The sequence below is a fragment of the Streptomyces sp. NPDC005263 genome (genome assembly GCF_042872365.1).
Classification (GTDB): domain Bacteria; phylum Actinomycetota; class Actinomycetes; order Streptomycetales; family Streptomycetaceae; genus Streptomyces.
The window spans coordinates 357,151-370,213 of sequence record NZ_JBIAKJ010000001.1; the positions used below are offsets into that span (position 1 = coordinate 357,151).

Genomic DNA, 13,063 nt, shown 5'->3' on the forward strand with positions numbered 1-13,063 from the left:
GTGTGTCAGAACTTACGTGCCAGGCCCAAGCGTTGTGTATCGCACCGGTGCCCGCTGGTCCGCCCGGAGGACTCACCCGTGCACAGATGAGTCCGGATGGCCCCGGTTCGCCCGGTCCAGGACGGGGGCTTCGAGCTCGCCGACGACCACATGGGCGAGGACGACCTCGTAGAGATCGCTGCCGGCGGCGAGCAGGTGGTGCTCCAGTACGGGCTCCGCGCTGCGGACGTGGTCACGCACGGTCTGGGGGTGCATCCCGAGGGTCAGTGCCGCGCGTTCCGCGTTGCCTCCGGCCGCGATCCAGGTGCGCAGCGTCCGGCGCAGGTCGCGGGTGTCCGCACCCAGCCGTCCCAGGAGGTCGTGGGCCCAGCCCCGCACCGCGGTCCCGGCCAGCAGGTCGGCCAGCCGGGCGGGGACCGGTTCCGGCCCGGTGTTCTGGGCCGGCGGCTCGGAGAAGCCGACCTGGGTGTTGAGGGCGAGGTGGGCGAGAGCCCGGACGGTGAGGTCGGAGAAGTCCGTGCCCAGCAGGCCCTCGACCCGTTCCATGCGGGCGCGCACGGTGTTGCGGCTGACGCCGAGGACCTTGGCGGCGCTGACGGCGGTGAACTCCAGGCCGAGCCGGGTGGTGGCGAGCAGTTCGGCGCGGGTGTGGTGCGGGAGCGTGTCGAGCGGCCGCAGCACACGGGCGCTCCAGTGGTGCAGGCCGGCCGGGTCCATCAGGCGTTCGGGGTGGGTGCGTTCGGCGTAGACGGCCGATTTCTCCGGCCGGAAGCGGGCGACGGCGAGGGCGCTGACGGCCTGCCCGTAGGCGGTGGCGGTGCGGGCGAGGCTCTGTCGGACGCTGCCGCCGAGGAACGTGTCGGGGGTCCGGGCGGCCAGCGAGCGCAGTGCCCGGGCCGCCGGCTCCTCGGGGGCGACCACGATCACGTGCTGGTCCACGGCCGGGCAGCGGACGACGAGGGCCTGTTCCTGCGTGGCGTCGAGGCATTCGTCGGCGAGGCGGTCGCGGGCACCGGCGTCGCCCTCCAGGACGTAGACGCAGGCGGTGTCCGTGTCGAGCAGGCCGGGCCACAGGCCCGCTGCGACCCTGCGTGCCGAGACGGTGTCCTCCACCATCAGCAGTTGCAGGATCGCCAGCCGCAGATCCGACGTCGCGCGCCGCAGCCGGTGGCCGGCCGCGGTCGTCTCATTGGCCCGCAGCAGCAGTTCCAGGACCTGCGCGGTGTGCAGCACGACCTCTGAGGCGCGCCGGTCGAAGGGGTCCTGACGCGACACGGCGAGCACGCCCGCCGTGGCCGGGTGCGGGCGTTCCACTCTCACCAGGCGCTTGTGCTGCCCGTGACCCTCCCAGGAGGCGGAGGCGATGCGGCCGGTCACGATGTCCCGGACCAGGTCCTCGTCCACCTGGACGCGGGTGCCGGCGAGGAGGGCGCCGCTGTCGTCCTGGAGGGAGACCGTGCCGTGCACGGCGGCCGCGAGCCAGGCGACGATCCGGCGGACGTCGCGCCCGGTCGGTCGCAGCTGGTCGAGCAGTTCCTGTGCCCAGTCCGTGGTCTCGCCGGCCTTCGCCCCTGTGGGACGGTGCCCGTCCGCCCGCCCAGCCACGTCGCCTTCCCCTGGCCCTTCAGTCGTGTCACGTCCCGCCGCTCGGACGTTACCTCAGCCTTGTCCGCCGGACGCCCGCCCCGGGCACTCGCCTTAACCACTTAACAACTTGTCCACATTTCCGTTCCGCTCGCCGCGTGTTCCGCGCGCCTGGAGACATGCCGGTGGCCGTCGAGCGGGAACGCGGGCGGCGCCGCGGGCAACAGCGCCTCGAAGACGTATCCGCACTTGTCCGCGACCCGGCAGGAGGCGGTGTTGTCCACCTGGTGCAACAGTTCCAGGCGCGTCACCTCGCTGTCGGGGAAGGACGCGAAGATCCAGTCCGTCAGCGTCCGCAGGGCCCGGGGAGCGACACCCCGGCCGCGCGCGTGGGCGGCCGTCCAGTAGCCGACCTCGGCCGACCCGCTGTCGCGAGCGCCGCGTTTGACGACGACGTGGCCGACCAGTCGCCCGCCGATCGCACGGTCACGGGTCTCGACCACCGCGAACGACAGGCGTTCGCCGCTCTCCCCGAGCCGCCGCTGCCGCGACACCCAGTCCAGGGCACTCGCCTCGTCGTGCGGGCCGCCCGGGGCCCACCGGCGCAGCGCCTCATCGTCGCGGAACACGGCCACCAGGCCGGTGGCGTCCGCCGGGTGCCACGGCCGTAGGGCGAGCGGGGGCGCGGTCGGGGTGGCGGGGGCTTCCAGCCGTACGGTTGCGATGTCCATGACCGGAGGCTACGGCCGGGCCGGCTCGGGCCAGGGGAATCGCGCCCGGAGCGGGGCACGCGCGACCGGCGCCGCCGCACGGCATAAGCTCGGCGGATGGCGAAGTACTTCGACGTGCACCCCGACAACCCCCAGCCGCGCACCATCGCCCAGGTCGCCGACAGCGTCCGCGCGGGTGCGCTCATCGCGTATCCGACGGACTCCTGCTACGCGCTGGGCTGCCGGCTCGGCAGCCGTGACGGCATCGACCGGATCCGGACCATCCGCCGCCTGGACGACCGCCACCACTTCACCCTGGTCTGCCAGGACTTCGCGCAACTCGGCCAGTTCGTACGGGTCGACAACGACGTGTTCCGCGCGATCAAGGCGTCGACCCCGGGCAGCTACACCTTCATCCTGCCCGCCACCAAGGAGGTGCCGCGCATGCTGCAGCACCCCAAGAAGAAGACGGTCGGTGTCCGGATCCCCGACCACGTCGTCACCCAGGCGCTGCTGACCGAACTCGGGGAGCCGCTGCTGTCCAGCACACTGCTGCTGCCCGACGAGGACGAGCCGATGACCCAGGGCTGGGAGATCAAGGACCGGCTCGACCATGTACTGGACGCGGTGGTCGACTCCGGGGACTGCGGGACCGAGCCGACCACGGTCATCGACTTCTCCGGCGGCGAGGCCGAGATCGTCCGGAAGGGCGCGGGCGACATCTCACGGTTCGAGTAGGCGTTCCGCCAGACGCTCCGGGGCGGGAGCGGTGAGCCACACGACACATGCCACCATGATCGGGCCTGCCCCTCCCAGCGCCGGGCAGGGCCTTCGCCGACTCCCCTTTCAGAGAGGCAGCCCCCCATGACCGCCGTACAGGCAACCGCTGTCGACATACCCACCGAGGACGGCGTCGCCGACGCCTACCTGGTCCACCCCGCGGACGGGCAACCGCATCCCGCGGTCCTGTTGTACATGGACGCCTTCGGGCTGCGCCCGCAGCTGAGGTCCATGGCGGACCGGCTGGCCGAGGCCGGCTACACGGTTCTCGTGCCCAACCTGTTCTACCGGCACGGGCGGGCACCCGTCTTCGAGTTGCCGGACTTCATCGACCCGGGCGCACGTCCGCAGCTCTTCGAGCAGATCGGCCCGGTCATGGCGGAGCTGACGCCGGACGTCGCGATGCGGGACGCCGGCGCCTACCTCCGGGCGCTGGCCGACTCGCCGGTGGCCGCCGCCGGTCCGGTCGCCCTCACCGGCTACTGCATGGGCGCACGGCTCGCCCTGCTCACCGCGGGCACCTACCCGGAGCGGGTCGCCGCCGCGGCCGGCTTCCACGGCGGACACCTCGCGCCCGACACCCCGGACAGCCCGCACCTGGTGGCCGGCAACGTCACAGCCGAGCTGTACTTCGGGCACGCCGACCAGGACCCGTCACTGCCCGTCGAGCAGCAGGAACGCCTGGAGGAGGCGCTCACCGCCGCCGGTGTCCGCCACACCTGCGAGGTCTACACCGGGGCACACCACGGTTTCACGCAGGCCGACACCGCGATGTACGACGCCGCGGGCGACGAACGGCACTGGACGGCCCTGCTGGACCTCCTGAAGCGCACCTTCTGAACGAGCGGGTGTCCGAGGACGGTGCCACATCGCACGACGTCGACCCACACGTCTGGCTGAAACTCGCCGCTCAGTGACTCGAGTCAAGCCATGGTGATCGGAGTTCGCGGCGTACCGACGGTAAGCCCTTGCTCTTGTTCCGCTCCGCCACGTAAACCTTCCCCGACAACCAGCCGTAATGGGGGAGATGGCGTATGGAAGGCACGGTTGACGGGTTCCGCTACGGAGCCGTCACGCCGGTGGCGGCCTATCTGATGGCGTGCCTGGGTGGGGCGTTGGGATTACGTTGCATCGTCCGCACCCTGCTGGACACGCAGACGTGGAAGACGGGCTGGCTGGCGCTGGGGGCGACCTCGATCGGCAGTGGCATCTGGACGATGCACTTCATCGCCATGATCGGTTTCCGGGTCGAGGAGACCCGGATCCGGTACGACGTGGGCCTGACGGTACTCAGTCTCGCCCTGGCGATCGTCATGGTCGGCGTCGGCGTGTTCATCGTCGGGCGTCGCGGTGCGAGCCGGGCCACGCTGGCTGTCGCGGGCACGGTCACCGGTCTCGGCATCGCCGCCATGCACTATCTCGGCATGGCGGCGATGCATCTGAACGGCGACCTGCGCTACGCCCCGGCCGTCGTCGCGCTCTCGGTGGTGATCGCGATCGTCGCCGCCACGGCGTCCCTGTGGGCGGCGGTTTCCGTCCGCGGCTTCCTGACCAGCCTCGGGGCCAGTCTGGTCATGGGTGTGGCGGTGTCGGGGATGCACTACACCGGGATGGCCGCCGTGAGCGTTCACGTGCACGACGGCGGCCGTGAGACCTGGGCGGGCGACTCGCCCAGCTCGCTGCTGTTGCCGATGCTGTCGGGGCCGGTCCTCTTCCTGATACTGGCCGGGGTGGTGGTGATGTTCGATCCCCTGCTGGTCCTGGGCAACGGCGAGCGGAGCCGGGGGACGACGCCGACGACGACAGCCGGGGCGACGGTGAGACGGTGAGCGGGCACGGCTCGTCCAGGCGACGAGTCGGAGTGCCCACCACCTCGGTGTCAGTCAATGCCCAAGTGACTCCCCCGCTCGGCCCGTTCTAGATCGTTGTTACGGTGCACCGGTGTCTGACTCCTCACGCGATACCGCCGAAGGCGCCGGCTGGGGCACCGCAGAACGCGGCGAGTACCAGCGGCTCATGCCCTCCCGGGTCGAGAAGATCTCCTGGCTGAATCCGAAGACGTTGTGGGCCGCCCGCAACGGCGTCCTGGCGTCCTGGTTCGGGGACCCCACGGGTCGTACCCGCAGCCGGTGGGTGGCGCAGCGGGCGGCGGCCGGGGCACCCGCCGACAAGGTGGTCCGGCGCGACGACCCGGACGAGTTCTCGTTCATGGTCATCGGCGACACGGGCGAGGGCGACGATCCCCAGTACGCCGTCGTGCCGGGCTTCCTGAAGACGGGTCAGGACACCCGCTTCGCCGTCATCGCCAGTGACGTGATCTATCCGGTGGGCAGCGCCGACGACTACGGCACCAAGTTCTTCCGCCCGTACCAGGACTACCCGGCGCCGATCTACGCGATACCCGGCAACCATGACTGGTACGAGGACCTCGGCGCGTTCATGCGCGTCTTCTGCGACGACGCCCCGCCCCTCGCTCCCGAACCCGCGCCCCGCCCCCTCACCCGGGCCTGGCTGCGGTCGCTGCTGTGGCACCGGCCGCGTCCGCACGACGGCGGGCGACTCGACCAGGAACGGGAGTTGCGCGGCTCGCCGGCCCAACGGGCCGTGCAGCCGGGACCGTACTGGGCGGTGGACGCCGGACCGGTGCGGATCATCGGGATCGACACGGGTCTGCTGGGCACGCTCGACGCCGAGCAGGGGGCCTGGCTCCGTGAGGTCTCCCAGGGCCCCCGCCCGAAGGTCCTCATCACCGGGTCGCCCCTGTACGTGGACGGCGAGCACCACCCGTGCCCGATAGAGGGCGGTGGGACGGTCGACGACATCGTCCGCGACCCGGACCACCACTACGTGGCGGCGATAGGCGGCGACATCCACAACTACCAGCGCTACCCGGTACGGGTGGGCGACCGCACCCTCCAGTACGTCGTCTCCGGCGGCGGCGGGGCGTTCATGCACGCCACCCACACCATCCCCCGGGTCTCGGTCGGCGGCGTCACCGAGAAGGACTTCCGCTGCTACCCGCTGCGCGGCGACTCCCTCGCCTTCTACAGCCGCCTCTACGGCCGCCGCCTGCGCCTGCGCCGCTTCTTCACGCTCACCGAGGCCGAGGCCACCGCCGTCATCGCCGAGCGGCTCGGCATCTCCCCGACCCGCGCGCCGGGCGGGGCCACCAAGGTCACCGCGCGCACCCGGCTGGTGGCCGCTCTGCTGGGCGCCGGGGGCCGACCCGACCGCACCTCGCGCTTCCGGCTCCCGGTGCGCAAGATCTACACGCAGCTGTTCTCCCCGAGCTCGGCCACGTACAGCCCGCCCTTCTTCAAGTGCTTCCTGCGTCTGGACGTCACCCCGGAGGCGATCCGGCTGCGCTGTCACGCGGCGACCGGAAACCGCGCCCAGGAGATCGAACCGCCCGTCGAGGACGAGGTGACCATTCCGCTGGTCTGACGGGGCACGGGAACACTTCCGGACACGGTCCCGTTGGCACCGTCGTACGCGATGATCGAAGAACGCCGGAGGAGCCCGTGCCGCCCACCTCACGCCCGTTGCGCAAGCTGGGCTTCCTGACCATCGGCCTGTTCGACGAGGCCGATCCGCGCCGGGGCCACGAGTCCACGCTGGAGATCATCGAGCTGGGCGAGCGGCTGGGCTTCGACAGCGCGTGGCTGCGCCATCGCCATCTGCAGTACGGCATCTCGTCGCCCGTCGCGGTCCTGGCGGCGGCCTCGCAGCGCACCAGCCGCATCGACCTCGGCACCGCGGTGATCCCGCTGGGCTGGGAGAACCCGCTGCGGCTGGCCGAGGACCTGGCGACCGTCGACCTGCTGTCGGGCGGTCGGGTCAACCCCGGCGTGAGCGTGGGCCCGCCGATGCACTACGACCAGGTCAAGGACGCCCTGTACCCGGACACCGCCGACGCCGAGGACTTCGGGTACGAGCGGGTGCGGCGGCTGCTGGACTTCGTGCGGGGCGAGCCCGCCACCGACTTCAGCGGGGTCGAGGGGTTCGAGGTGTTCTCGGAACGGGTGCAGCCGCACTCCCCCGGGCTCGGGCGGCGCCTCTGGTACGGCGGCGGCAGTCTCAGCTCGGCGCGCTGGGCCGGTGAGCACGGCATGAACTTCCTGACAAGCAGCGTCGTCAAGGCGGAAGAGTCCGAGGGGACGCCGGACTTCGCGGAGATCCAGCTCTCCCACATCCGTGCCTTCCGCGCCGCCCACCCCGACGGCGAGGACGCCCGTGTCTCCCAGGGCCTCGTCGTCATCCCCACCGACTCCGCCTCGCCCGAACAGCGCGCCCGGTACGAGGAGTACGCGGCGAAGCGCACCCCTCGTACGGCGGCACCGCAGGGACCGGCCCGGCTGATGTTCGCGCCGGACATCGTCGGCACCTCGGACGAGATCGCCGAACGGCTCCACGCGCACGCCGCTTTCCGCGAGGTCGACGAGGTGGCTTTCGCGCTGCCGTTCACCTTCGGGCACGAGGACTATGTGCAGATCCTCACCGACATGGCGACGAGGCTCGGTCCGGCGCTGGGGTGGCGGCCCGGCGTCTGAGGGGTCACCACCGGCCGGGTTCGGTCCCCACGATCGGCTCCGAGGGCCTGCCGTCCACGCCGCGGGGCAGGTCACCGGCGAGCATCACCCGGTGCATGGTCCGGGGGAAGTCGAGGTGCGCGTTGTCGGAGGGCGCCAGGTGGATGGTGGCCCTGTTGTCCCAGAAGGCGACGCTGCCGGGCTCCCAGCGGAAGCGGACCGTGTACTCGGGCCGGGTCGCCTGGTCGAGCAGCATCTCCAGGATCGCGCCGTTCTCGGCCCGGGACAGCCCGGCGATCTGCTCGACGTAGTAGCCGTTGACGTAGAGGATCCGCTCCCCCGTCTCCGGGTGGACCCGGACCAGCGGGTGCAGCGAGGCGACCTGATGGTCCAGGAGATGCCGGACGTACGCGTCGTCGCCGGGCCGTGGCTGGTAGCCGACCCCCAGCCGGTGCTCGGCCCGCAGCCCGTCCACGAACTCCCGCACCGGGAGGGAGAGACCGGCGTACGCGGCCGCGAGGTTCGACCAGGTGGTGTCCCCTCCGTAGGGCGGCACGGTCTCGGCGCGCAGGATCGTCGCCATCGGCGGGTCGACGCGGGCGCCGTGGTCACAGTGCCAGCCGCGCAGCAGGGTGTGCCGCCTACGCCTGAGCCATTCGTCGTGCTCCATGCCGAACCTGCCGCCCAGTTCCAGCCGGTCGGCGGTCGTCTCGATCTCGGGGAAGTCCTGCGGGGAGGCGCTGCCTCGTCCGCGCGGCGCGACCGGCTCGCCGAACCGGCGTGCGAAGGCCACCTGCCCGGCGTGGTCGAGCCGCTGTCCCCGGAAGAACACCACCTTCCAGCGCAGCACCGCCGCCCGGATCGCGGCGATCACGCTGTCGTCGAGGTCGCCGGCCAGGTCGACGCCGGTGATCTCGGCGCCGATGTGTCCGGCGGCCGGTCGCACCTCGATCCCCGTGGCCCCGTCCGGGCGGTCCGCAGTGGCCCTGTCCGTCGTCATACACGCTCCGTTGATCCGTCCGTCGGTACCGGCTCGGTCCGTACCGGTCCCCGAAGATCGTGACACGCTCCGGCCGGTCCGCTTGATCACGGCTCGTGCTGCCCGTGAGGCTGGGTACCCGGCACAGTCACAGGCACAGTCAAGGGAAGGTCCGGCAGTGATCAGCATCCCGACGCACACGCTCAACGACGGCACGACGATCCCGGCCCTCGGACTCGGCACCTGGCCGATGGACGACACGCAGGCGGAGCAGGCGGTACGCGGTGCTCTGGAGACCGGCTACCGCCTCGTCGACACGGCGACGAACTACCGCAACGAGGCCGGGGTCGGCCGCGGCGTGGCGGGCGGCGCGGTGGACCGGGAGGAGATCGTGGTGACCACGAAACTCCCGGGCCGCCACCACGGCTACGAGGAGACCCTCGCGTCCTTCGAGGAGTCCCGCGCCCGCCTCGGCCTGGAGCAGGTGGACCTGTACCTGATCCACTGGCCGCTGCCGCGCGTCGACAAGTACGTGGACTCCTGGAAGGCCATGATCAGGCTCCGTGCGGAGGGCCTCGTCCGTTCGATCGGCGTCTCCAACTTCACGGCCGAGCACATCGAGCGGCTGGAGAAGGAGACGGGCGTCCTGCCCGCCGTCAACCAGATCGAACTGCACCCCTTCTTCCCGCAGGACGAGCTGCGCGCCTTCCACGCCGCCAGGGGCATCGTGACCGAGAGCTGGAGCCCGCTGGGCCGGGGCACGGAGCTGCTGGAGGACCCCGCCGTCGCCTCCGTCGCGAAGGCACACGGGGTGACGCCCGGCCAGGTCGTCCTGCGGTGGCACGTCCAGCTGGGCGCCCTCCCCATCCCGAAGTCGTCCGATCCCGAGCGGCAGCGCCAGAACCTCGACGTCTTCGGGTTCGAGCTGAGCGCCGACCAGATGGACGCGATCGCCGACCGCCCCCACCGGCGGGTCGGCGGGGACCCTGAGACACACGAGGAGTTCTGAGGGCGGGCCGGTGACGCCGGGCCGGCCCGCCGCGGGGTTCCGAGTCGCCCGCACGACTCACCGCTGTCCGCGGAGGTACCGGACCCCGGTTGTTCTTCCGGCTGATCGGGGGATCAGAACTCCGGCGTCAGCGACTGCTCGGCCCAGATCGTCTTGCCGCTGCCGGTCTGCCTGCTGCCCCAGCGCTGGGTGAGCTGGGCGACCAGGAGCAGGCCGCGGCCCCCTTCGTCGAAGGCGTGCGCCCGGCGCAGGTGCGGCGAGGTGGAACTGCCGTCGGAGACCTCGCAGATGAGGGTGCGGTCGCGGATCAGCCGCAGCTGGATGGGCGATTCGCCGTACCGGATCGCGTTGGTGACCAGTTCGCTGACGACCAGTTCGGTGACGAAGGCCGCCTCGTCCAGTCCCCACGCGGTGAGTTGCTCGGTGGCGGCCTGCCGGGTGTCGGCCACGTGGACGGGGTCCGGGTCGACGTCCCAGGTGGCGACCCGGTCCGCGCCCAGCGACCGGGTGCGGGCCAGCAGCAGCGCCACGTCGTCGCTGGGTTCCTCGGGCAGTACGGCCTTCAGCACGGTGTCACACAGCGAGTCGAGGGTGTCGGTGCGGGCGGTCAGGGCGTGGCACAGTTCGTCGATGGCGTGATCGACGTCACGGTCGCGGTCGCCGACGAGCCCGTCGGTGTACAGGGCGACGACGGCGCCCTCGGGCAGTTCCAGTTCGGTCGCCTCGAACGGCAGGCCGCCCACGCCGAGCGGCGGGCCCGCGGTCAGCGGGACGAGGCTCGCGGTGCCGTCGGGCAGCACCACGGCGGGCGGCGGATGACCCGCGGAGGCCAGGGCGAGACGGCGGGAGACCGGGTCGTAGACGGCGTACAGGCAGGTGGCGCCCAGTTCCCCGGGCTCGCTGTCACGGTCGTCGCCCGCGAGGTGGATGACCAGGTCGTCGAGGTGGGTGAGCAGTTCGTCCGGCGGCAGGTCCACGTCGGCGAGGGTGCGCACGGCCGTGCACAGGCGGCCCATGGTCGCCGACGAGGGGATGCCGTGTCCGACGACGTCACCGACGACCAGGGCGACCCGGCTGCCGGAGAGCGGGATCACGTCGAACCAGTCGCCGCCGAGGCCGGCCAGCGAGCCGGAGGGCAGATAGCGGTGGGCGACCTCGACCGCCGCCTGTCCGGGCAGGCCGCGGGGCAGCAGACTGTGCTGCAGGGCCAGGGCGGTGGTGCGTTCCCGGGCGAAGCGGCGGGCGTTGTCGACGCAGACGGCGGCGCGGCTGGCGAGTTCCTCGGCGAGGACGGCGTCGTCGTCGCCGTAGTCGTCCGGGTGGGCGATGCGGACGGCCACGGCGACGCCCAGGGTGGTGCCGCGGGCCCGCAGCGGCACCGCGAGCATCGAGTGGACGCCCCTGCGATGGGGGCGTCCCTTCGGAGCGCGCGCGTTGCGTTCGTCGACCCAGCGCATGAAGTCCGGCTCGCCCGCCTGGCCGATGACCGCCCGGCCCTCCCGCAGCGCCCGCGCGGGCGGCGAGTACCCGGGGTAGACGTCCACCTCGCCCAGGTGCACGGCCGCCTCCGGGGTGCCCTCGGTGCCGGAGCCGTGCGCGACGCGACGCAGGACGACCTCTCCGCTCAGCGCCGCCTGGGGTTCGTCCGCCCCGAGGACCCATTCGAGCAGGTCCACGCTGGCGAAGTCGGCGTACCGGGGAACGAGGAGCTCGACCAGTTCCTCGGCGGTGCGCACCACGTCCAGGGTGGTGCCGATGCCGGCCGCCGCCTCGTTGAGCATGGCCAGCCGCCGCCGGGCCCAGTACTGCTCGGTGCTGTCGAGGGCCGCGAGAGCCACCCCGGTGACCACGCCCGAGGCATCCCGCACGGGCCACATCTCGGTGCTCCAGGCGTGTTCCCGGTTGAGGGCCGGGGCGCCCGTGTAGCTCTCGTATCGGGCGGGCCGTCCGGTCTCGGCGACCTGGCGCAGGTTGCTGTGGAAGCCCCGGCTGTGTACGGCGTCCTCCACCGATTCCGGGAAGGGCCTGCCGACCAGGTCCTCCTCCGACACGCCCATCACCCGGCAGGCCGTTTCGTTGAGGCGCAGATAGTGCTGGCGGGTGTCGAAGACCGACATCGACACGGACGCCTGTTGGAAAGCCTGCTCGGCGAGGGTGGGTTCCCGCTCGCCGGGCTGCTCGGTGATCACATAGCCGTTGGGTGCGCCGTCCGCGCCGAGCACGGGGTGCGCTCGCAGCGCGACCGGGACGGGGGTGCCGTCCCGGTGCCGCAGGACGACCGGGCCGGCCAGCTCCGCCACGACTCGGTCCGCTGGGTCCTCGGCGAGCAGTTCCCGCGCCGCGCGTCCCACGACCTCCTCGGCCGTGCGTCCCGTCAGGCGCCGGGCACCCTCGCTCCACCCCGTCACGATGCCCTGGGCATCCGTGGTCGCCGCAGCGGAGACATGCTCCATATCGTCCAGGATGGTCTCTTTGTCACACCGCATCAACCGCGCTGTGGCGACTGGGGCACCCGCGTCACGTCCGATGGGCCCGCAACGCGTCGAGGGCGCGGTCGGCGTGCGTGTTCATCCGCAGTTCGCTGCGGACGGCCTCCAGGACCGTCCGGTCCTCGGCTATGACGAAGGTGACCCGCTTGGTGGGGGCGAGCGAGAAGCCCCGCTTGACGCCGAACCGTTCCCGGATCGTCCCGTCGGGGTCGGACAGCAGGGGCATGCCCAGGTTGTGCTGTCCGGAGAACTCCTGCTGGCGTTCGACGGGGTCGCCGCTGATACCCACGGGCCGGGCACCGACGGCGGCGAATTCGGCGGCCAGGTCGCGGAAGTGACAGGCCTCCGCGGTGCAGCCGGAGGTCAGGGCCGCGGGATAGAAGAAGAGCACGACGGGTCCGTCGGCGAGCAGGCCGGTGAGGCTGCGGAGCGTGCCGGTCTCGTCCGGCAGCTCGAAGTCCTCGACCTTGTCCCCGACCTCTGTACGTGTGGTCACGACCGGCCCTCCCCGTTCGCGGCGACGCCACGCGCCCACAGGACGAGGGGCACCTGGAGGGGCAGTCGCCCGAACACCGCGGCCTTCTGCGGCGCGGGCCGGTGACGCCGGTCCAGGGCCATCTTGACGTTGGCGGGGAACACCCCGACGAAGAACGCGGCCGTGGCCAGCGCCGCCGTGCGCCGGGTGCGCGGCAGGGCCACACCCGCGGCCAGCGCCAGTTCCACGGCACCGCTCGCGTACGTCCAGGCCCTGGGCGAACCCGGCAGGCCGCTCGGGATCATCGCGTCGTAGGGGCGTGGAGCGGCGAAGTGGGTGACACCCGCGGCGGCCAGCAGGCCGGCGAGCAGCAGGGGCGAGCGTTCGGACCGTGACACGGTTCCTCCTCTGATGACCTGCCGCGCGATATTACTGGACGGTAAAACGCGGGGGGACCGGCCGGGTCCGCGTCGGCTTGGGAACGGCGGTTGCGCGAGCCCGCGGGAAG

12 protein-coding genes are annotated in these 13,063 nt (G+C 72.0%); 6 read left to right on the plus strand and 6 right to left on the minus strand.

What is annotated here, in order from left to right; translation table 11 throughout:
* Window positions 1–72: 72 nt before the first annotated feature.
* Both ACFYRY_RS01630 and ACFYRY_RS01635 read right to left on the minus strand, forming a co-directional pair.
* Entirely contained in the window at window positions 73–1,605 is a 1,533-nt protein-coding gene (locus tag ACFYRY_RS01630; RefSeq protein WP_389138913.1) for a helix-turn-helix domain-containing protein, read from the minus strand.
* A gap of 101 nt (window positions 1,606–1,706) precedes the next feature.
* A complete protein-coding gene (locus ACFYRY_RS01635; protein WP_389138914.1) occupies window positions 1,707–2,315 on the minus strand; it encodes a GNAT family N-acetyltransferase in 609 nt (202 codons plus the stop codon).
* A gap of 96 nt (window positions 2,316–2,411) precedes the next feature.
* Between ACFYRY_RS01635 and ACFYRY_RS01640 the strand changes: the two genes are divergently transcribed.
* The 5 genes from ACFYRY_RS01640 (at window position 2,412) to ACFYRY_RS01660 (ending at window position 7,624) form a co-directional block, all read left to right on the plus strand.
* Window positions 2,412–3,032, plus strand: a complete 621-nt coding sequence (locus tag ACFYRY_RS01640; protein WP_389138916.1) for an L-threonylcarbamoyladenylate synthase — start codon at window positions 2,412–2,414, stop codon at window positions 3,030–3,032.
* A 126-nt stretch (window positions 3,033–3,158) separates the two neighbouring features.
* Window positions 3,159–3,914 (plus strand): dienelactone hydrolase family protein, encoded by a 756-nt coding sequence (locus tag ACFYRY_RS01645; protein ID WP_389138918.1) that lies wholly within the window; start codon window positions 3,159–3,161, stop codon window positions 3,912–3,914.
* A gap of 194 nt (window positions 3,915–4,108) precedes the next feature.
* Complete coding sequence (locus tag ACFYRY_RS01650) at window positions 4,109–4,903, plus strand: MHYT domain-containing protein (protein ID WP_389138920.1); 795 nt, start codon at window positions 4,109–4,111, stop codon at window positions 4,901–4,903.
* A 112-nt stretch (window positions 4,904–5,015) separates the two neighbouring features.
* Window positions 5,016–6,518, plus strand: a complete 1,503-nt coding sequence (locus tag ACFYRY_RS01655; RefSeq protein ID WP_389138922.1) for a metallophosphoesterase family protein — start codon at window positions 5,016–5,018, stop codon at window positions 6,516–6,518.
* 77 nt (window positions 6,519–6,595) lie between these two features.
* Window positions 6,596–7,624: an LLM class flavin-dependent oxidoreductase gene (locus tag ACFYRY_RS01660; protein ID WP_389138924.1), complete on the plus strand. Its 1,029-nt coding sequence runs from the start codon at window positions 6,596–6,598 to the stop codon at window positions 7,622–7,624.
* A 4-nt stretch (window positions 7,625–7,628) separates the two neighbouring features.
* Here ACFYRY_RS01660 and ACFYRY_RS01665 read toward each other — a convergent pair whose 3' ends face one another.
* Window positions 7,629–8,603, minus strand: coding sequence for a TauD/TfdA dioxygenase family protein (locus tag ACFYRY_RS01665; protein ID WP_389138925.1), 975 nt, complete (start codon window positions 8,601–8,603; stop codon window positions 7,629–7,631).
* A 157-nt stretch (window positions 8,604–8,760) separates the two neighbouring features.
* Here ACFYRY_RS01665 and ACFYRY_RS01670 point away from each other — a divergent pair, with 157 nt between their 5' ends.
* A complete protein-coding gene (locus tag ACFYRY_RS01670; protein ID WP_389138927.1) occupies window positions 8,761–9,591 on the plus strand; it encodes an aldo/keto reductase in 831 nt (276 codons plus the stop codon).
* A gap of 113 nt (window positions 9,592–9,704) precedes the next feature.
* On the opposite strand, the gene ACFYRY_RS01675 is transcribed toward ACFYRY_RS01670, so the two are convergent.
* The 3 genes from ACFYRY_RS01675 to ACFYRY_RS01685 all read right to left on the minus strand — a co-directional run bounded on the left by ACFYRY_RS01675 (window position 9,705) and on the right by ACFYRY_RS01685 (window position 12,953).
* Complete coding sequence (locus ACFYRY_RS01675) at window positions 9,705–12,044, minus strand: SpoIIE family protein phosphatase (RefSeq protein WP_389138928.1); 2,340 nt, start codon at window positions 12,042–12,044, stop codon at window positions 9,705–9,707.
* A 64-nt stretch (window positions 12,045–12,108) separates the two neighbouring features.
* A complete protein-coding gene (locus ACFYRY_RS01680; RefSeq protein ID WP_389138929.1) occupies window positions 12,109–12,576 on the minus strand; it encodes a peroxiredoxin in 468 nt (155 codons plus the stop codon).
* On the minus strand, window positions 12,573–12,953 hold the full coding sequence (locus tag ACFYRY_RS01685) for a hypothetical protein (protein ID WP_389138931.1): 381 nt from the start codon (window positions 12,951–12,953) through the stop codon (window positions 12,573–12,575). Before ACFYRY_RS01685 ends, ACFYRY_RS01680 begins: the two co-directional genes overlap by 4 nt.
* Window positions 12,954–13,063: the final 110 nt, after the last annotated feature.

Bases quoted from the DNA above. Each gene is read 5' to 3' on its own strand.
- ACFYRY_RS01635 (WP_389138914.1), bottom strand. From the start codon at position 2,315: ATGGACATCGCAACCGTACGGCTGGAAGCCCCCGCCACCCCGACCGCG.
- ACFYRY_RS01640 (WP_389138916.1), top strand. From the start codon at position 2,412: ATGGCGAAGTACTTCGACGTGCACCCCGACAACCCCCAGCCGCGCACC.
- ACFYRY_RS01645 (WP_389138918.1), top strand. From the start codon at position 3,159: ATGACCGCCGTACAGGCAACCGCTGTCGACATACCCACCGAGGACGGC.
- ACFYRY_RS01650 (WP_389138920.1), top strand. From the start codon at position 4,109: ATGGAAGGCACGGTTGACGGGTTCCGCTACGGAGCCGTCACGCCGGTG.
- ACFYRY_RS01665 (WP_389138925.1), bottom strand. From the start codon at position 8,603: ATGACGACGGACAGGGCCACTGCGGACCGCCCGGACGGGGCCACGGGG.
- ACFYRY_RS01675 (WP_389138928.1), bottom strand. From the start codon at position 12,044: ATGGAGCATGTCTCCGCTGCGGCGACCACGGATGCCCAGGGCATCGTG.